The sequence below is a fragment of the Mammaliicoccus sp. G-M28 genome (assembly GCF_022386595.1).
Taxonomy (GTDB): Bacteria; Bacillota; Bacilli; order Staphylococcales; family Staphylococcaceae; genus Mammaliicoccus; species Mammaliicoccus fleurettii.
On sequence record NZ_JAJNIF010000001.1, the window covers coordinates 17,221 to 42,621 of the forward strand.

23 protein-coding genes and 1 riboswitch are annotated in these 25,401 nt (G+C 31.5%); of the genes, 12 read left to right on the forward strand and 11 right to left on the reverse strand.

Annotated features, from left to right (window positions below; all coding sequences use genetic code 11):
• Window positions 1-149 precede the first annotated feature (149 nt).
• The 10 genes from LQ609_RS00100 (at window position 150) to LQ609_RS00145 (ending at window position 13,292) form a co-directional block, all read left to right on the forward strand.
• Window positions 150-824 (forward strand): response regulator transcription factor, encoded by a 675-nt coding sequence (locus tag LQ609_RS00100; RefSeq protein ID WP_107509846.1) that lies wholly within the window; start codon window positions 150-152, stop codon window positions 822-824.
• Complete coding sequence (locus LQ609_RS00105) at window positions 821-2,197, forward strand: HAMP domain-containing sensor histidine kinase (protein WP_078358153.1); 1,377 nt, start codon at window positions 821-823, stop codon at window positions 2,195-2,197. The genes LQ609_RS00100 and LQ609_RS00105 overlap by 4 nt, the downstream gene beginning before the upstream one ends.
• A gap of 92 nt (window positions 2,198-2,289) precedes the next feature.
• Window positions 2,290-5,076: a 2-oxoglutarate dehydrogenase E1 component gene (locus LQ609_RS00110; RefSeq protein ID WP_078358152.1), complete on the forward strand. Its 2,787-nt coding sequence runs from the start codon at window positions 2,290-2,292 to the stop codon at window positions 5,074-5,076.
• A gap of 13 nt (window positions 5,077-5,089) precedes the next feature.
• Window positions 5,090-6,349 carry a 2-oxoglutarate dehydrogenase complex dihydrolipoyllysine-residue succinyltransferase gene (odhB, locus tag LQ609_RS00115; RefSeq protein ID WP_078358151.1) on the forward strand — a complete coding sequence of 420 codons (1,260 nt, stop codon included), beginning with the start codon at window positions 5,090-5,092 and terminating at the stop codon, window positions 6,347-6,349.
• Between the two features lie 388 nt (window positions 6,350-6,737).
• Window positions 6,738-7,553, forward strand: coding sequence for a VOC family protein (locus LQ609_RS00120; protein ID WP_078358150.1), 816 nt, complete (start codon window positions 6,738-6,740; stop codon window positions 7,551-7,553).
• Between the two features lie 15 nt (window positions 7,554-7,568).
• Window positions 7,569-7,772 (forward strand): DUF6501 family protein, encoded by a 204-nt coding sequence (locus LQ609_RS00125; protein ID WP_078358149.1) that lies wholly within the window; start codon window positions 7,569-7,571, stop codon window positions 7,770-7,772.
• A 92-nt stretch (window positions 7,773-7,864) separates the two neighbouring features.
• Window positions 7,865-8,662, forward strand: coding sequence for an ATP-binding protein (locus LQ609_RS00130; protein WP_239734202.1), 798 nt, complete (start codon window positions 7,865-7,867; stop codon window positions 8,660-8,662).
• Between the two features lie 10 nt (window positions 8,663-8,672).
• Entirely contained in the window at window positions 8,673-10,559 is a 1,887-nt protein-coding gene (locus LQ609_RS00135; protein WP_239734203.1) for a vWA domain-containing protein, read from the forward strand.
• A 114-nt stretch (window positions 10,560-10,673) separates the two neighbouring features.
• The gene (gene brnQ / locus LQ609_RS00140) at window positions 10,674-12,011 is read left to right on the forward strand and encodes a branched-chain amino acid transport system II carrier protein (protein ID WP_078358145.1); all 1,338 of its coding nucleotides are present in this window, start codon (window positions 10,674-10,676) and stop codon (window positions 12,009-12,011) included.
• A gap of 78 nt (window positions 12,012-12,089) precedes the next feature.
• The gene (locus LQ609_RS00145; protein ID WP_239710228.1) at window positions 12,090-13,292 is read left to right on the forward strand and encodes a DUF819 family protein; all 1,203 of its coding nucleotides are present in this window, start codon (window positions 12,090-12,092) and stop codon (window positions 13,290-13,292) included.
• A gap of 38 nt (window positions 13,293-13,330) precedes the next feature.
• Here LQ609_RS00145 and LQ609_RS00150 read toward each other — a convergent pair whose 3' ends face one another.
• From LQ609_RS00150 to LQ609_RS00160, 3 genes are read right to left on the reverse strand one after another with little or no spacing between them, the layout of a single operon-like run.
• Entirely contained in the window at window positions 13,331-14,533 is a 1,203-nt protein-coding gene (locus tag LQ609_RS00150) for a toxic anion resistance protein (RefSeq protein WP_078358143.1), read from the reverse strand.
• A complete protein-coding gene (locus LQ609_RS00155; RefSeq protein ID WP_078358142.1) occupies window positions 14,526-15,239 on the reverse strand; it encodes a 5-bromo-4-chloroindolyl phosphate hydrolysis family protein in 714 nt (237 codons plus the stop codon). Before LQ609_RS00155 ends, LQ609_RS00150 begins: the two co-directional genes overlap by 8 nt.
• 15 nt (window positions 15,240-15,254) lie before the next feature.
• Window positions 15,255-15,524: an acylphosphatase gene (locus LQ609_RS00160; RefSeq protein WP_078358140.1), complete on the reverse strand. Its 270-nt coding sequence runs from the start codon at window positions 15,522-15,524 to the stop codon at window positions 15,255-15,257.
• A gap of 147 nt (window positions 15,525-15,671) precedes the next feature.
• On the opposite strand from LQ609_RS00160, the gene LQ609_RS00165 reads away from it, so the two are divergent.
• Window positions 15,672-15,974 carry a DUF1033 family protein gene (locus tag LQ609_RS00165; protein ID WP_078358139.1) on the forward strand — a complete coding sequence of 101 codons (303 nt, stop codon included), beginning with the start codon at window positions 15,672-15,674 and terminating at the stop codon, window positions 15,972-15,974.
• 168 nt (window positions 15,975-16,142) lie between these two features.
• Entirely contained in the window at window positions 16,143-16,343 is a 201-nt protein-coding gene (cspA, locus tag LQ609_RS00170; protein WP_016912585.1) for a cold shock protein CspA, read from the forward strand.
• 520 nt (window positions 16,344-16,863) lie between these two features.
• Here cspA and lysA read toward each other — a convergent pair.
• The 8 genes from lysA to LQ609_RS00210 all read right to left on the reverse strand — a co-directional run bounded on the left by lysA (window position 16,864) and on the right by LQ609_RS00210 (window position 24,997).
• A complete protein-coding gene (gene lysA / locus LQ609_RS00175; RefSeq protein ID WP_208143822.1) occupies window positions 16,864-18,129 on the reverse strand; it encodes a diaminopimelate decarboxylase in 1,266 nt (421 codons plus the stop codon).
• Complete coding sequence (alr, locus tag LQ609_RS00180; protein ID WP_239734204.1) at window positions 18,126-19,199, reverse strand: alanine racemase; 1,074 nt, start codon at window positions 19,197-19,199, stop codon at window positions 18,126-18,128. The genes lysA and alr overlap by 4 nt, the downstream gene beginning before the upstream one ends.
• Window positions 19,199-20,347 carry a M20 metallopeptidase family protein gene (locus LQ609_RS00185; protein WP_078358132.1) on the reverse strand — a complete coding sequence of 383 codons (1,149 nt, stop codon included), beginning with the start codon at window positions 20,345-20,347 and terminating at the stop codon, window positions 19,199-19,201. Before LQ609_RS00185 ends, alr begins: the two co-directional genes overlap by 1 nt.
• Window positions 20,348-20,427: 80 nt before the next feature.
• Complete coding sequence (gene dapD, locus LQ609_RS00190) at window positions 20,428-21,147, reverse strand: 2,3,4,5-tetrahydropyridine-2,6-dicarboxylate N-acetyltransferase (RefSeq protein ID WP_078358131.1); 720 nt, start codon at window positions 21,145-21,147, stop codon at window positions 20,428-20,430.
• Between the two features lies 1 nt (window position 21,148).
• The gene (gene dapB, locus LQ609_RS00195) at window positions 21,149-21,886 is read right to left on the reverse strand and encodes a 4-hydroxy-tetrahydrodipicolinate reductase (protein WP_107509951.1); all 738 of its coding nucleotides are present in this window, start codon (window positions 21,884-21,886) and stop codon (window positions 21,149-21,151) included.
• Window positions 21,883-22,773, reverse strand: coding sequence for a 4-hydroxy-tetrahydrodipicolinate synthase (dapA, locus tag LQ609_RS00200; protein ID WP_078358129.1), 891 nt, complete (start codon window positions 22,771-22,773; stop codon window positions 21,883-21,885). Before dapA ends, dapB begins: the two co-directional genes overlap by 4 nt.
• A 17-nt stretch (window positions 22,774-22,790) precedes the next feature.
• Window positions 22,791-23,774, reverse strand: a complete 984-nt coding sequence (locus LQ609_RS00205; protein ID WP_078358128.1) for an aspartate-semialdehyde dehydrogenase — start codon at window positions 23,772-23,774, stop codon at window positions 22,791-22,793.
• A 20-nt stretch (window positions 23,775-23,794) separates the two neighbouring features.
• Complete coding sequence (locus LQ609_RS00210) at window positions 23,795-24,997, reverse strand: aspartate kinase (protein WP_078358127.1); 1,203 nt, start codon at window positions 24,995-24,997, stop codon at window positions 23,795-23,797.
• 86 nt (window positions 24,998-25,083) lie between these two features.
• A riboswitch (Lysine riboswitch) is annotated at window positions 25,084-25,259 on the reverse strand.
• Window positions 25,260-25,401 lie beyond the last annotated feature (142 nt).

Sequence of the window (25,401 nt, forward strand, 5' to 3'; positions counted from 1 at the left end):
GAACTTATTAAACATGAAAATGTTACCTTCTAAATAGAGGGGGAACTCTTTTAGTTGATTGATAATCATTTTCAATTACTATTATACCCAATTGAGAATGATTGTCAATTAAATAGAAAAATTTTTATAAATTATTACGAGGTGCAGTTATGAAAAAAATACTCATCATAGAAGATGAACAAAATTTAGCTAGATTTATCGAATTAGAACTTAAGCATGAAGATTATGAAGTAGAAATATGTAATGATGGAGAAAGTGGTCTTAAGCAAGCTTTATCTGAAGATTATAATTGTATTCTTCTTGATCTCATGTTGCCAAAAATGAATGGATTAGAAGTATGCAGACGTGTTCGTCGTGAAAAAGAAACACCTATTATTATGATTACGGCAAAAGGTGACACTTACGATAAAGTTATCGGGCTTGATTATGGAGCGGATGACTATATTGTTAAACCTTTTGATATAGAAGAATTATTAGCAAGAATTCGTGTGATTATTAGAAGAAACGTAAACACAGAAGATGTGAGTCACACAATAACAGTAAATGATTTAACTATTGATAAAAATGCATTTTCAGTTTCAATTCAAGGTGAAAATGTGGATTTAACAAAAACTGAATACGAATTATTATTATTACTTGCTCAAAATCAAAATTTCGTTCTACAGAGAGAACAAATATTAAATCACGTTTGGGGTTATGAATCTGAAGTTGAAACGAATGTCGTGGATGTGTATATTCGTTATTTACGAAATAAACTTAAACCGTACAAAAAAGAAAACATCATCGAAACGGTTAGAGGAGTGGGATATGTGATTAGATCATGAAACAGCAATCATTAAAAACAAAATGGATGATGCTCACCACGACAATAACCTTTATAATATTCGCTTTATTTAGTATGTTCATTATTTATTTCATAAGCTTATATTTAAAAGATCAAGAAACTAGTGTAGCTACAAGAAGTGCATATGACACAGTTAATTTATTGAAGACTAAAACATTAGGTCAAATAACTTCAAATGATATAAACGCTACAATTACTGATAATCAAAAAATAGTACTTTATGATAAATTTGGCAAACCTATTTTCGAAGAAACACATAATAACAATTTAGACTATACACCGAAATTCGAAAAAGTAAGCCACCATAAACTTTATGAAACGAGCAAAGATAATAGATCTTATATTGTCATTTATACGCCAGTAAACACAAGCTATTTCAGTGGCTATGAAGCTATAATTCATCCACTCGATAATTACAATGCTATTATTAAATTCATGATTATTTTGGCTACAATATTTGGGTTTATTGCTTTATTGTTAATTGCGATTATTAGTTATATATTCTCGACACAAATCACTAAACCAATCACGATTTTATCCGATAAAATGAAGCAAATACGTCGTGATGGCTTCCAAGAAAAACTAGAAGTTCCAACTAACTACGAAGAAACTGATGATATGATTCATACTTTTAACAATATGATGGAACAACTTGAAGTTTCTTTTAATCAGCAAAAGCAATTTGTTGAAGATGCATCTCATGAATTGAGAACACCACTTCAAATTATTCAAGGACATTTAAATCTTATTCAAAGATGGGGTAAGAATAATCCTGAAGTATTAGAAGAGTCTTTAGATATTTCGATTGAAGAAATGACGCGTATTACAAAACTAGTAGAAGAATTACTTTTATTATCAAAAGATGCCCGTTCTAGTACGGGTGATGAAATAGATATTGTAGATATAAATTATGAAATTCGCTCAAGAATTAAATCATTAAAAACATTACATCCAGACTATACATTTAACTTTGAGTCAAATTTCAAAGCAATTAGGATGAATATTAATCGATTTCATTTTGAACAGATGTTATTGATATTTATAGATAACGCTATGAAATATGACACAAAAAATAAAAACATCGAGATTAACACAAATCTTAAAAATAGAAATATCACAATTGATATAATTGACCACGGAATGGGTATACCTAAAAAGGACCTAGATTTTATATTTGATCGGTTTTATCGAGTTGATAAATCACGTTCACGAAAAGAAGGTGGGAATGGCTTAGGACTATCAATTGCTAAGAAATTAGTCAATTTTTATGATGGTACTGTGAAAGTAGATAGTGTCGTAAATGAATACACTAAAATCTCAGTTGTATTTAAAGAATCTTTTATAAATAAATAAGTGTGTTTAATGTCAAATTAGCCTTTAACTCAATACTGTTAAGTGCTAAAATGGAAATGTAAACGGTTTATAATTTTCTTGGAGGGTGGAACATGAAGAATGATAATCATGTCGAAGCACCTGTAAGATTTGGAACTAACTTAGGGTTAATGTTAGAAATGTATGATAATTACGTTAATGATCCAGAGTCAGTACCAGAAGACTTGCAAGTGTTATTCGATGAATTAACTAGTAACAACACAGGCGCTGGCCTACAATCAAGTACTGGGGTGGACAACTCAAGTGTGAAACGTGTAATGCGTTTAATTGATAATATCAGACAGTATGGACATTTAACTGCCGATATTTATCCAGTATACCGTCCAGAAAGAAAAAACGTACCTAAATTAACACATCAAGACTTTGGACTATCAAAAGAAACGCTTGAAAAACTTCCATCTGTAATCGTATCAGATCATTTTGATGGTGAATTTAATAATGCATATGAAGCAATTGAATATATGACTTCATGTTACCAAGGTCCTATAGCTTTTGAATATACACATATCAATAATAATGAAGAACGTGTATGGCTAAAAAGATATATAGAATCAACTAAAACTATTGAAATTACTAAAGAAGAAAAACTTGAATTATTAAAAAGCTTAGCCGAAGTAGAAGGCTTTGAAAAATATATCCATAAAAATTTCGTAGGTGCAAAACGCTTTTCTATTGAAGGCGTGGACACATTAGTACCTATGTTACAACGTGTTTTAAAACGTACAAATGCTGCAAACATACCAAATATCCAAATTGGTATGGCTCATAGAGGTAGATTAAATGTACTAACACATGTGTTAGAGAAACCATATGAAATGATGATTTCTGAATTTATGCATAAAAATCCTTTAATCTTCTTACCTAAAGATGGTTCATTAGAAATTACTGCTGGTTGGACTGGGGATGTTAAGTATCACCTTGGTGGTACTAAAACAACAAGCAAGTATGGAATTGAACAATCTATTACGTTAGCAAACAACCCAAGTCATCTTGAAATCGTTTCTCCAGTTGTACTTGGTAAAGCAAGAGCAAACCAAGATACTACAATCGATGCTGGTAGACCTAGTCAAGATGTAAACAAATCACTAGCTGTATTAATACATGGTGATGCTGCTTTCCCTGGTCAAGGTATTAATTTCGAATCAATGAACTTAAGTAATTTAGATGGATATACAACAGGTGGTTCATTACACATTATCACTAATAATAGAATTGGTTTTACGACTGAAGCAACAGATGGTCGTTCAACTACTTATTCTACTGATGTGGCTAAAGGTTATGATTTACCGATTATCCATGTAAATGCTGATGATGTTGAAGCAACTGTTAAAGCTATTGAAATGGCTATGGACTTCAGAGAAAAATTCAACAAAGATTTTGTAATCGACTTAGTTGGATACAGAAGATATGGCCATAATGAAATGGATGAACCATCCATCACAAATCCAATGATGTATAAAGCAATTAAAGAACATCCTTCTATTGAGTTGTTATACGGAAGAAAACTTGTCGAAGATGGTATCATTTCTGAAGATGAAATGAATCAAATATTTGATGATGTTTCTAAGAGACTAAGAACTGCACACGATAAAATAGATAAAGATGCACAAATGGATAATCCGGAAATGACTTTACCTGACAAAATTAGTGAAGGTCAAGACTATAAGCTTCAAAATGCTACTTTTGAAGAATTAAAAGCTATCAATGAAGCTATGTTTGATTATCCAGAAGATTTCACAGTGTTCAAAAAATTAAATAAAGTATTAGATAGACGCCGTGAACCTTTCGAAAAAGATGGCTTAGTAGATTGGGCACATGCTGAACAATTAGCGTTTGCAACAATTTTACAAAATGGAACACCAATTCGTTTAACGGGTCAAGACTCTGAACGTGGTACATTTGCTCAAAGACATGCAGTGTTACATGATGAAAATGACGGAAAATTATTTATACCACTTCATCACGTGCCAAACGGTCAAGCATCATTTGATATCCATAACTCTCCATTATCAGAAGCAGCAGTCGTAGGTTTCGAATATGGTTATAACGTAGATCATCCACAATCATTTAATATTTGGGAAGCTCAATACGGAGACTTTGCAAATATGGCACAAATGATTTTCGATAACTTTATGGCTAATAGTAATGCTAAGTGGGGTGAGAAGAGTGGTTTAGCGCTATTCTTGCCACATAGTAATGAAGGACAAGGACCTGAGCACTCATCAGCAAGATTAGAAAGATTCTTACAACTAGCTGGTGAGAACAACATGACAATTGCTAACTTAACGAGTGCTTCAAACTATTATCATTTATTAAGAAGACACGCTAAATATTTAAATACTGACAAAATGAGACCATTAGTTTTAATGTCACCTAAGAGCTTGTTACGTAATAAAATTGTTTCAAGACCAATTGAAGAATTTACTAAAGGACAATTTGAGCCTATTTTAGTAGAACCTTTCAAAAAAACTAAAGTTAAAAAAGTTATAATCTCATCAGGTAAAATGTTTATTGACTTAAAAACAGAATTGCAAAAAAATCCTAACGATGAACTTTGTTTAATTGCTTTAGAACAACTTTATCCTTTCCCGAAAGAAGAGATAACAAATGTTCTATCAGAATTTAGAAATCTAGAAACTGTTAGATGGGTTCAAGAAGAAGCGAAGAACCAAGGCGCTTGGTCATTTGTAAGCTTAAAACTACAAAGTATTCTAGAAAATCGTAAAGTAGAACTTGAATATCATGGACGTAAAGTTCGTTCTTCAACTGCAGAAGGCGATGGCGAAATTTATAAAATTCTACAAAGCAAAGTAATCGAAGAAGCTTTAAAACATAATTAGGGGGAAAAGAATAATGTCAGAGGTAAAAGTACCAGAATTAGCAGAATCAATTACAGAAGGAACAATTGCAGAGTGGCTTAAATCAGTTGGTGACCAAGTTGAAAAAGGTGAAAACATTGTTGAACTTGAAACTGACAAAGTAAACGTAGAAGTCATTTCAGAAGTTGCAGGAGTACTTTCTGAAATAAAAGCTGAAGAAGGCGAAACTGTTGAAGTTGGATCTGTAATTGCAGTCGTTTCAGATGGAGAAGCACAACCTGCATCTAATGATTCTAAAGAAACTGAAAAACAGGAAGAATCACCTAAAGAAGATGCTGCTAAAACAGTAGCACCATCTAACAAACAAGAAGTTAAAGAAGAAGAAACTGCTTCATCAAATGATAGAGTTCAAGCAACTCCTTCAGCACGTAAATTAGCACGTGAAAAAGGTATTGATTTAAGTAAAGTTAAAACACAAGCTGGAGATGTAATTAGACCAGAAGATGTTGAAAACGCATCAAAACCTGCTCAACCTAAACAAGCTGAGAAAAGTCAACCTGCACAAGCTAAATCAAATGACAATCCTTCTAAACCAGTTGTCCGTGAAAAATTATCACGTAGACGTCAAACAATTGCTAAAAAGTTATTAGAAGTATCTAATAATACAGCTATGTTAACAACATTTAATGAAGTAGATATGACTAACGTTATGGAATTACGTAAACGTAAAAAAGAAAAATTCCAAGAAGATCATAATGGTACTCGTTTAGGCTTTATGTCATTCTTCACTAAAGCATCAGTAGCTGCATTGAAAAAATATCCAGATGTAAATGCTGAAATTGATGGTACTGATTTAATCTTAAAACAATTCTATGATATTGGTGTTGCTGTTTCTACTGAAGAAGGATTAGTTGTTCCAATCGTAAAAAATTGTGACAAGAAAAACTTCGCAGAAATCGAGCAAGACATTGTAGACTTAGCAGTTAAAGCTAAAGACAAAAAATTAGGATTAGATGATATGATGGGCGGATCATTTACTATTACAAATGGTGGAGTATTTGGTTCATTAATGTCTACACCAATCATCAATGGTACTCAAGCTGCAATTCTTGGCATGCATTCAATCGTAACAAGACCAGTTGCTATCGATAAAGAACGCATGGAAAATAGACCAATGATGTATATCGCTTTAAGTTATGACCATAGAATTATCGATGGTAAACAAGCAGTTGGTTTCCTAAAAACAATCAAAGACTTAATCGAAAATCCAGAAGATTTATTATTAGAAAGTTAATTATAGATAAGGTTGGGGCATAAAACCTAACTCAAAACAAATAAGCATATCACTTAACTGATTTTTAAAGTTTACAGTGATATGCTTATTTTTTATAAAATATTATGATTTTGTACGTGCATTTGCCAGAGGGTATGGTTCGAGCCTGTAGTCTCTCACGCATACTATTCCCTCAGGCGTCCGCACTTACAAAATCGTTATAATTATCAAATAAAAAGTATAAGTACAATTCTAAAGTGTCGTCCGATGTATAAGATTGGTAAGTCATTAATTACTCGGCTCAATCAGAATTTACAAATTGTATCGTAATTATAATTTGATTGATTTGTCATTGTTTCAATATATTTGGTATAATTTACTAGACTTCATAAATGGGAGAGAGATATTCATGAATGGACTTAGAAGTGTGACTTTATCGACTTATAATTTAAACGAAACAGAATCATTCTATAAAAATATTTTAGGGCTTAATACTTTAATCAACAATGAAACAAATATTTTACATGTTGGAGATGCAAATCTTGCACCAGGTACAAGACTTATTTTTAAGCAATACCAAGGTGACCAAGAAAAAATAGATACTCATTTTCACAGTATCGCTTTACGAGTGCCGACTGATTTAGCTTTGTACGAATATAAGCAACAGTTTGATAAACATGAAGTTAATTATGAATCTGTTCAACAACTCAATGGTAAACACTTATTTAAGTTTTATGATAATAATGGACATGCTTTTCATATTATCTCAGACGAACTAAATGCGGGTGTACCACTTGGTACTGCATACGATGATGGTCCTATAAGTCCAATTCATCAAATTCAAGGGATTGGTCCAGTTATGATTAAATCACCTGAAACACAAGCTACTGGCTCACTTTTAAAAAATATTTTTGAGTTGCAATTATTTGCAGAATACAAGACAATAGATGATGAGTCAGCTTTAGTCTTTAAAGTAGGTGCAGGTGGAAATGGTGGGGAACTACATTTAATAGATTATCCAAATGCTATTGAATCTTTAAATCCACCTATTGAAAGAGTTGCAGTTTCTATAGATGATATAGATCATTTTGAAAAAATAGTGAATCACGTTAAAGAAATCGAAATTGAACATCACATCATTCAACATGAAGCAGGTTTAATTTCATTATTTGTACGAGATTTAACAGGTATTATTATTACAATTACATTTGATACAGTGAATTAAAGGAGCGTTTAAAATATGTTACATGAAACTTGGAAAGACAATCACGTTATAAAGAGAGTAGAAGTTACACATACTGATGCAGAAAAGTTCAAAGTTTCTGATATGTTAACTACAGGAAAAACATACGACGTAGTAAATGAAACAGAAGAGTATTATCAAATTATTGATAATTCTGGTCATGTTGGTGGTTATTATAAAACATACTTTAAAGAAGTATAATTTTTAAAATATTAAACTAGAGAAAAGCTCTATAGTAATTATAGAACTTTTCTCTTTTTAGGTTTACTTATAGTAGATTAAAGGAGAACATTATGACAAATTTTAATAAATATTTAAATAACGATGAAACAATATACAATGATGCATTATCAATGATTCAACTTAATAAAAATATCCTTCTAAAAGGTCCAACTGGATCAGGAAAGACAAAATTAGCCGAAACACTTGCAAGAGATTTAAATAAACCTATGCATTCTGTAAACTGTTCAGTAGATTTAGACGCTGAAAGTTTGTTAGGTTTTAAAACTATCGAAACAAATGAACACGGTCATCAAGAAATTGTCTTTATAGATGGCCCAGTTATTAAAGCTATGAAAAATGGTGACATTATATATATAGATGAAATAAACATGGCAAAACCTGAAACATTACCAATTTTGAATGGTGTATTAGACTTTAGAAGAGCTTTAACAAACCCATTTACTGGTGAAGTTGTCCAAGCTAAAGAAGGATTTTCTGTAGTCGCAGCAATCAATGTTGGCTATATTGGTACGCTACCGATGAACGAAGCGTTAAAAAATAGATTCGTTGTCTTAGATATAGATTATATTGATGGCGAAACTTTAAAAATGATTATAAAAGAACAGAGTAAATTAAAAGATGATGAAATAATTGATTCCATTATTCAATTTAATAAAGATTTACGCATTATGTCTAGCCAAGGTCAAATTTCTGAAGAATCAGCAAGTATAAGAGCACTAATCGACCTTGCAGATTTAACTACAGTTATACCAGTTAGACGTGCAATAAAACGCGCAATTATCGATAAAATAGACGATGAAAGAGAACAACAAGCTATACAAAATGCCATTGAATTAATTTTCGAGTAAGGAGAATATCATGAGTGATCGTTTTATATTATTTAATGATGAACAAATCGATGCACAGCAAATTATGATGTTAACAGATCTAGCAAAATTATTACTTGAAGATCCTAATGTTAAAGTATCGTTTCAAAAGTTCCAGCATTACGATCCAATACAAAATACATGTAATGTCAGTTTCACTTGGTTACATCGTCCTGAACATGTAACAAGAGCAGGACTAAAATCTGATATCATGCTAGATACGATTGGCTTTAAACACATTGATCCTTCAATTTATAAAGAAGTATTAGATGAATCATTCGATCATATGAACTTTTTTAAGCAGTTGTTTATGCTCATTGAAGAATATAGATTGTCTAATATTATCATGCAAAAAAGACCTGTAACAAAAAATATATTTAAACATAGATTAGCAGTAAAAGTTAAACAAAATAATAGTCAAATCCATGTATATCAAACAAAAACAACTTATACTGATTTACTATTTTTAGCTATAGAACATGCTATTTTGAACGAAAATTTTATGAATAATATTGCTATACACGAAAATTTTGATGATGCTCTTGTGCAAGTTTTTAATAGATTAACTCAAATTTTTAATTTAAATACGTCTGAAGATAGTTATGATTTAGCTGTTAGCATTATGGTACTTGTAGATTATTTATTAAAAGAAGATATGTTAAATCAGTACTATCATATACCAGAACGAATATACAAAAGTTATGAAGAAGAGTGGTCACTTGAAGATTTAAGTAGACAAGATGCTGCTCAAACTGATCAAAGTAATGAAAAAGAGCACGACCAAGACGAAATTACGACAGAAGAAGCTAAAACAAAAACGGCAGATAGTAAAGCTGATAGTGATTCATATTTAGAAATGGAATTACATGAAGGTGAAAATAGCGATGTACTTTCTGATAACGAACGTGAAGGTGATACATCTGATGATATGACAGATATGATGGAGAAAAAGGGCAAAGGATCAAATGATACGATTGACGATGAAGAAGGCGGAGCACAGGGACTAAACAATCATTATAATTTAAAAGGTGTAAACCAAAATGTTTCATTATCCTTTAATAAACCTGAAATCACACCATCTGATGTTGTTGCTTATAAAGAAGCAGTTGATAGTGTACAGTTTGAAATTAAAGACTTAACGAGCATAATTCAAAAATCTATGAATCATCAATATAGTGATTTAAGAGAAAACTTGACTAAAGGTAGACTACAAAAGAACTTATTAAACTGGTTTATTGATGATCAGTATAAATTATTCTTTAAAAAAGATGCTTTTAGTAGAAAACTAGATGCTACATTTACGTTATTAGTCGATGCTTCAGCAAGTATGCATGACAAAATGGAAGAAACTAAAAAGGGTGTTGTGTTATTTCATGAAACGCTTAAAAATCTTGATATAAAACATGAAATACTTGGTTTCAGTGAAGATGCGTTTGATTCTGATAAGCAAAATCAACCTAATACGTTAGAAGAATTAATTTTATATAACGAATCTACACTAAAACAAAATGACGCTAGAATTATGACACTCGAACCTCAAGATGATAATCGTGATGGCGTAGCGTTAAGAGTTGCTACACAACATTTACTACAAAGATCTGAGGCACAAAAATTCTTGATCGTGTTCTCTGATGGAGAACCGTCAGCCTTTGATTATGCAGAAGATGGTATTATTGATACACATGAAGCAGTCATTGAAGCTGACAAACAAGGGATTTACGTGTTCAATGTTTTTCTTAATCAAGATGTAATTGATGAAAGTATCAAACGGACTGTTCATAATATTTATGGTAAGCAAAGCCTATTTATAGAAGGTGTTGAGAATTTACCATATCAACTGGCTCCGTTACTGAAAAAATTATTGTTACAATCTATATAAATGAATTTGAAAATATTTACATTCTTTTTTTAATTTTCAGAAATTTCATATGGACGAAAACTTTCTCCAATGATAAAATATAGATTATTGTAAGACGTAAAAGGAGTAAAATATATGAATAAGAATATTTTTGTAGTAGGATTTATGTTATTTGCGATTTTCTTTGGGGCAGGGAATTTAATTTTTCCACCTGCACTAGGATTATCGAGCGGCAATTTCTTTTGGCCAGCAATATTTGGGTTTGTTATAACGGGAATAGGTTTGCCTTTAATTGGTGTAATCACAGGATCAATCGAAGAGAAAGGGTACAGAGTATCATTAGGGAAGATACATCCTGTATTTGCAGTTGTGTTATTAGTTGCTATTTCTTTAACAATTGGACCGCTATTTGCTATACCACGTACGGCAGCAACATCATTTGAGATGGGAATAACTCCGATATTTGAAACAACGAGTTCAATGTCTTTATTTATTTTCACACTCATTTACTTTATTATTGTATTTTACTTAAGTTTTAACTCAAGTAAAATGGTAGATAAAGTTGGGTCAATTTTAACTCCTTTACTGCTAATATCAATCACAGCTTTGATTGTTAAAGCATTCATTACTTTAAGTGGTGAATCTACTGTATCAGGAGATCCTGCTGTATATAGTAGTAGTGGAACTAGCTTTGGTAAAGGTTTTGTAGAAGGTTACTTAACAATGGATGCAATTGCTGCCATTGCTTTCTCTATGATTGTTATTACTGCAATTAAGAGTAAAGGTGTAACAAAAGAAACTGGATTATTTAAACAAACTATTTTTGCAGGAATTATTGCTGCAATAGCTTTAGGTTTCATTTATATTTCATTAGGCTGGATCGGAAATCATATGAATGTTTCAGCTGAAACGATTAAAGAACTGAATGCTAACGGTCAAAATATCGGAACATACTTACTAACATCTGCAGCAAATTTAGCATTTGGTGAATTTGGTAAATATTTAATCGGTATAATCGTAGCATTAGCTTGTTTAACAACAGCTACAGGCTTGATTGTTTCTGTAAGTGAATTCTTTAATGAATTATTACCTAAAATTTCTTACAAATGGTTTGTAGCAATCTTTACTTTAATTAGTTTTATCCTTTCAAATCAAGGTTTAACAACTGTAATTAAAGGTTCTTTACCAGTATTACTTGTGCTATACCCAATTGCAATTACTGCAGTGTTATTAATTTTATTAGCTAAATATGTTAAAACACCACCAATTGCACAACAATTGGCTGTAGCATTCGTTACAATCATTTCATTTATATCAGTATTTAATCAAATGGAGTGGGCAACAATTGGATTTATTAGTAAATTACCTTTAGCTCAATATCAAATGGAATGGATACCATTTGCAATTGTAGGATTTATTATTGGATTCATCATTGGTAAAGTGAAAAACCAAGCACCAATAGAATATAGCTAAATTATACGAGGCTGAGACAAATTAATTGTCTCAGCCTCTATTCATAATATTTTAAGTAAAAATAAAGGGGCTGATTTAATGTATTTAAATGCAATCATCAATAAGGATGAAACATGGCTTTTATGGGCTATATTAGTTAGTATTGCTGCACTCAGTATTTTCTTAGAACAAAGATATGCCTTTGCATCTAAAATTACTGGTGCCATTATAGCGTTAATTGGTGCTATGTTATTATCTAATCTTAATATCATCCCAATAGCATCTCCAGTTTACGATCAAGTTTGGAACTATGTTATACCTTTAGCAATACCATTACTGTTATTTAGATCTAACATCTTTAAAATATGGAAAGAAAGTAGACGTTTGTTATTTATTTTCTTAATTAGTTCAGTAGGAACAGTAGTAGGTGTTACAATCGCATTTTTATTATTGCATCAATTTATACCTGAATTAGATAAAATAGGTGCTATGATGACAGGTAGCTACATAGGAGGCGGCGTGAATTTCGCAGCACTTAGCACTAAATTTGAAACGCCTGGTGAGCTTGTTTCCGCCACAGTCGTAGCAGATAATAGTGTAATGGCGTTTTATTTTATAGTACTCATTACATTACCTAATCTAAAATTTGTAAAAAAATATTTTAATAGATTGAGCACTGATAATAAAGATACAGAGGGAAATAATGCAGAAACATACTGGAAAAGAAATGAAATTAGTTTAAAAGATATTGCTTATTCATTAGCAATTGCATTCGTTTTAGTTGCTATAAGTTTTAAAATCTCAGAACTTATCAATGCAATTGTACCTAAAAGTAATCCTTTTTTAGAGATTTTAGTAAGTATTATAGGAGATCAATTTTTACTATTAACAACATTGACACTTATTGCAGTAGCAGTATTTAGTAAATTCTTTGAAAATTTAAATGCTTCAGATGAGCTTGGTACATTTTTAATATATATTTTCTTTGTGGTAATAGGGGTGCCAGCTTCAATTCCAATTATCATAAAAACTGCACCATTATTATTTATATTCGTAGCAATTATTTTAATATTCAACTTAGCAATTACACTTTCATTCGGAAAATTGTTTAAGTTCAATATTGAAGAAATGATTCTAGCTAGTAATGCTAATGCAGGAGGACCTACTACAGCAGCTGCCTTAGCAATTTCAAAAGGTTGGCATAGTCTCGTTGGTCCAATATTAATTATAGGTACACTAGGTTATGTCATTGGAAATTATATAGGCACAATGATGGGGTATTTCTTAAGTCAATTTATGTAATCTATAGAAAAAAGGAACTTCGTTAACGAAGTTCCTTTTTATGATTTAAACGAATTTCTCAATTGATGTTGTTCATCTTTGAGTTGTAAAAGTTTTGTCTTTAAATCTTCTTCAAGTGTTTGTAATTCTTGCTCTGCTTGTTGACGTTTTCTTGTACCATCTTCTTGTATACGAAGTGTTTCTTGAATTGTATCTACTATATTCGTTTGCGTTGTCTTCAAAGTTTCAATATCTACAATACCACGTTCATTTTCTTCAGCCGTTCTGATTGCATTTTGTTTTAGCATTTCAGAATTTTTTAAGAGTAATTCGTTTGTTGTATCTGTAACTTTCTTTTGTGCTTCAGAAGCACCTTGTTGTCTTAACAATGTTAAAGCGATAGCCATTTGATTTTTCCACAATGGAATACTTGTCAAAATAGAACTTTGAATTTTTTCTGCCAATGTCTGGTTAATATTTTGTATCATTCGAATTTGTGGGGCTGATTGCAACGTAATTTGTCGTGATAGTTGTAAATCATAGATTCTTTTTTCAAGACGATTTATATATTGCTGTAAATCTGCTAATTCTTGTACATCCATTTGATTATTAGATGATTTAACTTTATTCTCTAGCGCTACTAGTTCGTTTCGTTTTAATTCATCTCGTTTTTTCTCAGCTGCTGCAATATAAATGTTTAATGCATCGAAATAGGCTTTGTTTTCTTCGTATAGTTGATCCAGCAATCCAACATCTTTCATTAGCATATTTTGAGATTTTTGTAATTCAACTGATATACGGTCAACTTGAGCACCAACTGATTGATATTTACTGAACATTTCATTTACAGAACGTTCAGCTCTTCTAAATATTCTTTTTAGTCTAGATTTATTTTGTTTCTGTAATTCATCAGGATTTACTTCTTTTAATTTGTTCATTAAATTTCTTAATGAAGAACCAATTGGACCGACATCTTTAGATTGCACTTGAGTCAACATTTGATGAGAGAACTGTGATAATTTATTTTGAGCTTGCTGTCCATACAATAGTAAGCCATCATTATCTAATGGTTTAATTTGTTTAGCAATTTCGTCAATTTTACGCTGATCTTCATCAGAAAACGATTTTTCATATGTTGATGTCACATCAGATTGTCCTTGTTGTTCTGAAACTTCTGCTTTTTGTGGTGTTAATTCATTTGATGAATCTTTAAATGGATCATCAATAAGGTCGTCAAATAGGTTTTTATTTGTTTCAGTCATCGTTACGCTCCATTTCATATTCGTATTTTTTTGCCTTTTTTCTTAAATTCACTTTTTCTTTTGTCGATTCAGGAATAGCTTGCGTATAATTATTTCTATCTTTAGCTATATCAGCAAGTTCCATTTCAATATCTAATTGATGATAGCTAGATTCGTTTAGCTGTTTCAAATCTGCTACTAAAGTTCTTTTGTTTTCATCAATAGTTAGTTTCGTTTGTTTCAATTTAGCTTTTTCTTCTTTAGACTTATTAGGCATGCGTTGTAGCATTGTATAATTTTCAATTAAATTCACCGTATTGTCTAAATGAGAATAGAAGAAACTCTCAACTGTGTAAAATTTTTCAGGCGATTGTTTGACTGCATTATAAATTGTACGCGCCAATTTAGCGACTTCATTTAAATTCTTAAATTCGCTATATGATCTTACACGCATATAGTTCTTATAAAGACGCTTCAGTTTTGGTTGAGCATCGTTTAATTGTTTTCTTATAAAATGAAATTCACGTCGCGTTAAGCCCATCTCTTTTAAATATTTTCTTGAGCTATACCATTGAATAGGTAAAAAGCTTAATACATATGAACCAGCAAATACTGTCATATCAATAATAAAATTTAAATCCAATTGAAAAATACTAAATAAAAATGCGATAAATGATATAGGTACAGCTAGTAGTGCACCTAATACATATGATAAATTATATTTCATTGTCATCTTCCTAATTTATAACGTTTTGAAGTGCTTTGTTTTCTCATCTAATGTCGTATCATCAATTGTATAATTTTCAACAACTGAAGCTGGTGCTGCTCCCTGAATAACACCATTTATAAATTGTTCTAAGTTATCATCATTGCCACTAGCATATATCTCTACATAGTCGCTAACATTTTCAACGCTACCAACAATTTTATACTTTTTAGCAAGTTGTGCTGTAAAAAATCTAAAACCAACACCTTGTACTCGTCCAAATACTTTAATATGTTTTCCGTTCATTTTTATCACCTCATATATCTATTATAAAGGGTTATGTATAAAAAAACTAATAATTAGAAACATGCACACAAGCTATTTTCTTGATTTAATTGGTAATAAGATTTAAATTTATTTTAGGGCAATTTTCTAAATAGGGGAGTTTTTTAGATGTATAAAATCGTAACAATCCGAGCAGATTATGAGGGATGGTGGCTGTTTGACGATTGGAAAGATAATATTATTAAAGAAATAGAATGTGTTGATTATGATGAAATGATTACGCAATATAAAAACTTACTTGAAAAATACCAAATTAAATTTACTAATGAACTCGTAGGCAAGCATAATATACATGCATTTTATAATAATTGTGATTTGTCATATTGTGAAGACTGTGAAGAAGACTTACAAATTTTTTATAGTATACTTGTATTAAATGACAATTCTATTTATACACCTTTACCAAATTAATAAAATCTGAAAATATCTCAAATGGTATTGCATTTGAATATTTAGTGACGTATAATAAGTAATAGCAATATCGTTATTCCATATTGCAAATGACATATTTATATTAATTGTGTTTTTTGTAATATGCGAATATCGCATATTGAATTTTAGTCTTGGAGGTTTCACATTATGAAACAAGGTACAGTAAAATGGTTTAACGCAGAAAAAGGATTTGGCTTCATCGAAATTGAAGGAGAAAATGACGTATTCGTACATTTCTCAGCAATTAACCAAGAAGGTTACAAATCTTTAGAAGAAGGTCAAGCAGTAGAATTCGAAGTAGTTGAAGGCGACCGTGGCCCACAAGCTGCAAACGTTGTAAAACTATAATATATATGAATTTGAAAGACTAGAAAGAAACCCTAACATTGTTAGGGTTTCTTTCTGCTTTAAGATAATATTTAATGGCAGTATTATTTGAGACATGTTATAACTTTTATATATAAAGCACCTCGTTAATTTGATTTTTATTGTAATTAATTAAATTATACGAAAGTGCTTTATTTTTTTGTATACAACTTGATATTGTTAACGATTTTGTAAAGTGCTGACGCCTGAGGGGAAAGTATGCGTGAGAGACTACAGGCTCGAACCATACCCCTAGGCAAGCATGCACGTACAAAATCGAAAGATTTTATATAAATAGATATTGTTAACGATTTTGTAAAGTGCTGACGCCTGAGGGAATAGTATGCGTGAGAGACTACAGGCTCGAGCCATACCCTAGGCAAGCATGCACTTTACAAAATCGTAAGATAAAAAAAAGCATATCACTGTAAAACTGAAACGATCAGTTGAGTAATATGCTTATTTATTTTGAGTTAAGATATATGATCCAAGCTATTTTAGTTTATTTCACGTCATTCAAAATTAATTGTTTCAACGTTTGTCTTTTTATTACTTCTCTTGCTTTACCATCTTTAACAAAAAGCACAGATGGTTTTAACATTTGGTTATAATTAGAACTCATAGAGTAGTGATATGCTCCAGTAGAAAGTACTGCTATATAATCACCAATTTTCGTCGATTTAGGTAATTTCATGTCTCTTCCGATTAAATCTCCAGATTCACACAATTTACCAGCAATTGTTACTTCGTGCGTATCCTCATCATTTCTGTTTACAAGCAATGCTTCATACTGTGCATCATACAAAGCTGTTCTTATATGATCACTCATGCCACCATCAATTGAAACATAAGTATTCACATTCGGTATTTCTTTAATTGTACCAACTTGATATAGCGTAATTCCCGCTTCACCAACTATTGAACGACCTGGTTCTATAGATATTTCTGGTATAGCCATTTCATATTTCTTACTATTTTCTTTGATAGCATCAGTTATAAGTTTAATACCTTCTTCTATAGGATAACTTTTATCCGCTTCTGTATATTGAATACTAAAGCCACCACCTAAATTCAAGATATCAATTTGTATATCATTCGTCTTTAACCATTCAAACACGATTTGTATAGTATTAATCGTTCCATCTGCTTCAAATATTTGTGATCCAATATGAAAATGTATACCTTTAAAATCTATTTTTTCAGATGCTTGTAAAGCACGCACACCTTCTATTGCAGTACCATGTTTAATTGACAAGCCAAATTTACTATCTTCTTGGCCAGTTTGAATAAATTCGTGTGTATGTGCTTCAACACCTGGATTAACTCTTAAAACAGCTTTAATTGGCTTAGAGGCAACACGATTAATACGGTCGATTTCATCTAAAGAATCTATTACAAAGTATTCAACACCACTTTCAATAGCATACTCGATTTCTTCATTTGTTTTATTGTTACCATGGAAGTGTATTTTACTCGGATTGAAGCCACTCGCTAATGCTGTAAATAATTCTCCTTCAGAAACAACATCTAAGCCCATTTGTTCTTCATCCATTAATTTAAATAACTGTATACTGCTAAAAGCTTTAGATGCATAAGAAATATTATAAGACAATTCACTTTCTTTAAAAGCTTCATGAAATCTTCTACATTGATTTCTAATTTGTTCTTCATCGTATACGATAGTAGGGGTACCAAAGCTTGCAGCTATTGTCTTTAATGAAACATTACCCATTGTTAGAACACCTTGTTCATTATATTTTACTGTCATGATATAATCTCCTTTATTAATGAATGATGATTCAAAGCACTAATTTGTTCGGAATTAGCACCGACACCTTTAAACGTAAATTCATCTATTCTTATTTTATCACTATACATCGTTACTGTATCGCCGCTTTGTACAGATTCATCTACTTCAACAAACATATGACTCATCATTAAACCACGTATTGGATAGCGCTTTTGATTTATGAGTGCATCATGTTTAGCTCTTGTCTTCAGTATTCCATCCCCATATCCAATATCCACTACAGCAATGTTACAATCCTTTTCAGCAGTAAATTGAAAGCTATATCCGCATGTTTCTCCTTTTTTAATAGGGCGAACTTGTATTACATTTGCTGTTACAGAAAAATTTTGTTTAGTTACTGTAGTAGGTAAGGTACTATACGGTCTTGATCCATATAAAATAATCCCTAATCGGGCATGTGTATGTTGATCTAGTAAACGATCTTCACGAACATAACTTGCACTATTTTGTGAATGGATAAATTCAAATGTATAACCTTCGTTAAGAACATGCATTAAACATTTTTTCCAAGCGTCTCTTTCTATTTCGTATTCATTACCATCAAATTCATCAGCATAACCAAAATGCGTCCAAATGCCTTCGATAAGTGATTGATTATCTTTAGAGAGACTTGCATTGTGTTCTAATACTTGTATCATTTCATATTGATCTTTTAATCCAGAACGATGTAATAAATTTTCAAATTCTAAATGTAATTTAATGCCTGATAATGATTCTAAATGTTCATGATAAAATTTTAAAGAGGGCAATGTCATCGCTATATCATATTGTTTCAATTTTTCAAATTCTATGGACGGATTCATCAAAAAGATATTTACATGTGGATCTATTTTACGTATTCTTATTGCTTCATATAAAGAAGTAGTACTAAAAGTACGAATACCTGCTTTCATAAATGACTCTACAGCAAATTCTAGACCGAAATGATAAGCATCGTTCTTAACGACTGCCATAACGTCATTATCTTGAATGACGTGTTTCACATTGTTTATAAAATTTTGTTCTTCAAATGTTATACGTGCTACCATTAATCGATCTCTCCTTGAGTTAATAATGCTGTATAATAATCAGCGACACTTATTAATACTTCTTCATCAAAATTTAATTTATTTGTATGAAGTCCATATATATAATCTTTTTGTATGTTTCGTGTACCAAAAAATACAAAATAACTTGGTGCTATATTGCGATAAAAGCTAAAGTCTTCACCAAACAAATATGGTTTTTCTAATTCATGTTGTGTTAGGTTTAGTTTAGTTAGAGCTTCTTTTACGTTTTTATAAAGCGTAACATCATTTGTAGTAGGTGGATAACCTTCAGCAAATTTAACAGAACAAGTTACACTAAATAATAATTCTACGCTTTCTGCTATTTTATGCATTTGATCTTTAACAATTTGAAGATCATTTGTATCATATGTTCTAATCGTACCTTCTAAATAACCATTTTGTGGAACAGTATTTATTGCTTCTCCCACATTAAATTGTCCAATATGTACGATATTACGGTTTAAACCATTTAAATGAAATTGCTGTATTTGTGAAACTTGCGATAATATATGCATCATTGCTTCTGAAGCTGCTTTGCCTTCTTCTTTACTTGCCACATGACTAGATAGACCATTTAAATAAAATCTATATTCAGTAGCACTAGCTGTGATTTCGTCATTTTTAAACGCTACAGTTCCAACATCTTCAAAAGGCATGATATGTATGCCGTATATTTTATCTATATTGTATTTATCGAATACTTTAGATTGAATCAATTGATTCGCACCAGCTTCTGTTTCTTCAGAAGGTTGATAAATAAATACAACATTATGAGGTAATTGTCCTTTGTCATATAGTGCTTTACAACGTTTTGTAAAAAGCATTAATGCTGTTGTATGACCATCATGTCCACAAGCATGCATTACATTATCTACTATACTTTTATAAGAAATTTCATTCACTTCTTGAATTGGTAATGCATCTATATCTGCTCTATAAGCAATCGTTTGATTTGAATTACCCTTTAAATATCCTATAACACCTGTTGAAATAGGGCGTTCATATGGAATATCTAGTTCATTTAAAAATGATTCAATATATGCCGTTGTTTCATATTCTTGCATACTTAATTCAGGATGTTGATGCAAGTATCTCCTTGTATTTTTAACAAATTCTAATTCAGACATTAAACTCAGTCCCTTTATAGTATGTATAGAAAACGCCAATCAATTTGATTGGCGCATTCATTTTATATTGTGTATAAATTTTATTGATTTAAATTACGTAATGCCGATACAATTTCTTTTTTGCCATCTTGAACATCTGCTGATTGTTTAATTACTTTAGCAGGTGTACCAGCAACGACTGCACCTTCAGGAACATCTTTCGTTACAATAGCACCAGCTGCTACAATTGCACCTTTACCAACTCTAACACCTTCAAGAATGACAGCATTTGCACCAATTAGTACATCATCTTCAATGATAACAGGAGATGCACTTGGTGGTTCTATTACACCAGCTAATACTGAACCTGCACCAACATGAACATTTTTACCTGTTGTAGCACGTCCACCTAAAGTAGCATTCATATCTATCATTGTTCCTTCTCCAACAACTGCACCAATATTTATTGTTGCTCCCATCATAATCACTGCGCCGTCTTCAATAACTGCATGTTCTCTTATGAAAGCACCTGGCTCTATACGTGCATTTGTATTTGTTAAATCTTTTAATGGAATTGCAGAGTTACGACGATCATGTTCAATTTCTAAATCAGTAAATGCTGATTTGTTTTCTTCATAGAAACGAGTCCAATCTTTAGCATCACAAAAAATTGTTTTTGATGACTCTGAACCGAATACTTTAAATGACTCTGGAAATTCAACATTATCAAATTGACCATTTACATAAACTTTTAATGGCGTAACTTTCTCCGCCTCACTAATATATTGAATAATTTCTTCTGCTGTAAAATCTTTAACCATGTTAATTTCTCTCCTCATTTAAGTTATTGTATGTGTAATATCCATTTTCTTTATTTACTAGTACTTCAGCTACATTAATAGCACCATTTGCAAAGATATCTTTTGATTGAGCACGGTGTGTAATTTCTATTGTCTCATCATGCCCTGCAAACAATACTTGATGCTCTCCAACAATTGTACCACCACGTTGAGAGCTAATACCAATTTCTGCTGCATCTCGTTTAGACGATGACTCATGTCTATCATAAACTGGCACTGATTGCGCTCTTTTTTCTTTAATTGCATCATATAATTGTACAAGTGTTCCACTTGGTGCATCCACTTTCTTGTTATGATGCTTTTCGATCATTTCAATATCGAAGTCTTCTAAAAGTGGTACTGCATATTGAATAATTTCTTTAAGTATATGAACACCATAACTCATATTAGCACTAAAGAATACTGGCATATTTGCCGATTTCACTTTTAGTTGTTCAATTATTTTTTCCTTGTCACCAGTTGTTGCAATAACTAAAGGTAATTTAAAATCTTCTTCTAATAAAGGTAATAATAATTCTGGATTCGAAAAATCAATCGCAACATCCGCTTCTGGAGCTTTAGATATAGAATTGAAAGCAGGGTAGGGGTATTGTTTGGATGGATCCTTGACAACAACGCCTACAATCTCATTATCTCTTTCTGTTGCTAATCTTGCGACGCGCTCATTCATTGCGCCATAACCAATTAATAATATTTTCATTGTTTTACACCATCTTTGAAAGTATTAAATGCTTCGCTTAAAACTTTTCTTTCTTCTTCATCTAACGTCACAAGTGGCAATCTTACTTCATAATTTCCAAAGCCTAATTCCGAAGTTAATAACTTAATTGGAATTGGATTGACATCAACACTTAAATGATTTAATAAAGTTACAATATCCTCATTTAAAGTAGTAGCTTTATCAAGTTGATCATTTGAAACATAATCATATAATTGTTGAGTTTCATTTGGAATGACATTGGCAACTACTGAAATCAAACCTTCGCCACCTAAGCGGTAATAATCAAACATATTGTCATCATTACCACTATATAAAGCAAAGTCACTAGGTAACTGTTCTTTTAACGATTTAGCATATTCCAAATCTCCTGTCGCATCTTTAAGTGCAACTATATATGGATTTTCACTTAATTTAAGAACAGTATCAATTTCTATTGTCATGTTCGTTCTTGAAGGCACATTATATAATACAACTGGAAGTTCAACTTCATTAGCAATTTTAGTGAAATGTGCAATTAAACCACGTTGACTCGTTTTATTATAATAAGGTGTGATTAACATAATTGCATCTGCACCTAATTCTTTCGCTCTAATTGACTCATCAATAGAAGCCTGAGTGTTATTCGTTCCAGTGCCAGCAATGACAGGAACGCGTCCATTCACTTTTTTAATTCCCCATTCTAATAGCGTTTTTCTTTCTTCGGCAGTTAATGTTGGATTCTCAGCTGTTGTACCGTTGATAATAATACTTTTAACGCCATTATCTATTAAAAATTCTATATGGTTTTCAAATGCTTCGTAGTCTACATCCTCATTTGTAAATGGTGTTGTAAGGGCAACGCCTACACCTGTAAAAATATGTGACATACTTAACACTCCTTGTTTTATTTATTTAATTGCATAACTTGTTCTAGTACTTGAACGGCATTTAAACTTGCACCTTTTAGTAAATTATCTGAAGTACACCAAATATGGAAAGTATTATCTAAAGAATCATCTTTACGAATTCTTCCAACAAATACTTCATCTTTACCAGTAGAGTGTATAGCTAATGGATATTCATTTTTTTCAACATTATCTACCAAAACTACACGGTCATCTTCATTAAATAAATTTTTAATATCTTCAACTGTTGCTTCTTTATCTAAAGTAACGTTGATGTGCACACTGTGGCTATCTTGAACAGGTACACGTACACATGTTGCTGTAACATTAAGTGTCGGTTGATCTAATATTTTTCTTGTTTCTTCGATCATTTTTTGTTCTTCTTTTGTATAACCATCTTCTAAAAATACATCTATATGTGGTAATACATTATTATAGATTGGGTGAGGGTAGTTCTTAGGTGCTTCACCTTTCTCACCATTAGACAAATCTTCGCGTCCGGCAAGTCCTGAACCTGATACTGCTTGATATGTTGTATAAGCAACTCTTTTCAAACCAAAAGTATCTAATAAAGGTTTTAATGGAACGACTGATTGTATTGTTGAACAGTTAGGATTTGCAATGATTTTTCGATTTAACTTAGGTGTATTAACTTCTGGAACTATTAAATCTATCCCTTCATGCATTCTCCATTGACTAGAATTATCTATTACAATAGCACCATGCTCTTCAAATAGTGGGGCAAAAGTTTTACTTGTACCTCCGCCAGCGCTCATAATAACGTAATCGAATTGTCCATTTGTTTTCTCTTCAGTTAATGCTTCAACAACATAAGTTCTACCTTGAAATGCCACTTCTTTACCTGCTGATCTAGGTGATGAAAATAATACAAGCTCATCAAATGGTATATTTTTTCTATCTAATACTTCTAATACTTTTTCTCCTACTAAACCTGTTGCACCAACAACTGCTAATTTTGTCATTTTTTTCACTCCATCATCAATTATATATTAAATGCTTCACTTAAAATTCGAACGGCATTTTCGCCTAAATCACGATCAACTACATAAGAAATACTTATTTCTGACGTGGTTGTTTGATAAAAATGTATATCATTAGTAATCAAAGTACGGAAAGCTTTAGATGCTATTCCTGACATATCTCTCATGCCCGTTCCAATTACAGAAAGTTTAGCGTAATTATCTTTCATTTTATAACGTAGGTGAGGGTAATCCTCTGTTATGCTAACTATAATTTCCTCTATTTGATTGACATCGGAATCTTTAATCGTAAATGAAAGTTGTAAGCCTTGTTGATTTTCGATTTGCGAAATCATATCAACATTCATAGATTGTTCTTCTAATGAATCAAATAATTTTTGTAGTAAAGCAAAATTTTGCATAGGATATGTTAAAGTAACATGAATCATATGTGTATCTAATGCTACTCCTGTGACTGCTTTCTTCTCTAAAATTTCTGCTTGTGGCATAATCCATGTTCCTTTCACATTTGATAATGTTCTTCCAAGATATAAAGGTATGTTATAATTTTTAGCAATTTCAACACTTCTTGATTCTAAAACTCCTGCACCTAATGCACTCATTTCCATCATTTCTTCATAAGAAACTTCATTGAGAAGGTGTGCTCCTTTATATATTCTAGGATCTGTTCCATATACACCATCTACATCAGTATATATTTCACAAGACGTATCTATACTTGCAGCTATTGCTACTGCGGTAGTATCTGAACCTCCACGTCCTAGAGTCGTAATCTCAAGATGATCATTTACACCTTGAAAGCCTGCAACTACAAGTATGTCATTTGTTTCAAAAGCTGTTTCAAATCGATTAGCATCAATTTCAGCAATTTTACTCTTTAAATGATGACCGACTGTCTTAATTCCAGCTTGATAACCTGTCATTGCTTTCGTTTGAACACCTATATCATTTAATACCATTGAAAGATATGAAATGGTCTGTTGTTCACCGGTTGTTAGAAGCATTGCTAAATGCTCATCTTTAGGTTGAGAGGTAAGTGTGCCAATATTTTCGAGCAAAGAATCTGTCGTTTTGCCCATAGCACTTACTACCACTACTAATTGTTCTCCATTATCAATGCGAGACTTCAACATATACGCGATATTTTTAATCTTGTTAAAATCACCGACGGATGTACCGCCAAACTTTAATACACTTTGAGCCAAAATAATTCCTCCTGTAAATCAGAGGTCAACGCCTTAATATAAACAAAAAAACAAGTTCGGCATCCGAACTTGTTTTATTATATATATACAAGTGATGCACTCCATTATTCCTAAGATAATGACAGACACTTAGCTCTTAACCTAAATGTCCAACGTAATATCTCTGCAAAAACATTACGTTTCGGCATCGCACCCTTTCACTCCTTAAAGATTGCAGTCTAACAGGGGAGTTACTAATGATTGATGCGCCTCATCAAAAACATATTCAATTGGTATGCATTCATTATACATAGAAAGAATATTGATGTAAAGAGAGAAAACAGATAAATTCAAAAGTTCTAACTATTTAAACAATTAATGGAAAAACATGGTTTTTAATAGATATACAACTTAATTCGTTTTTA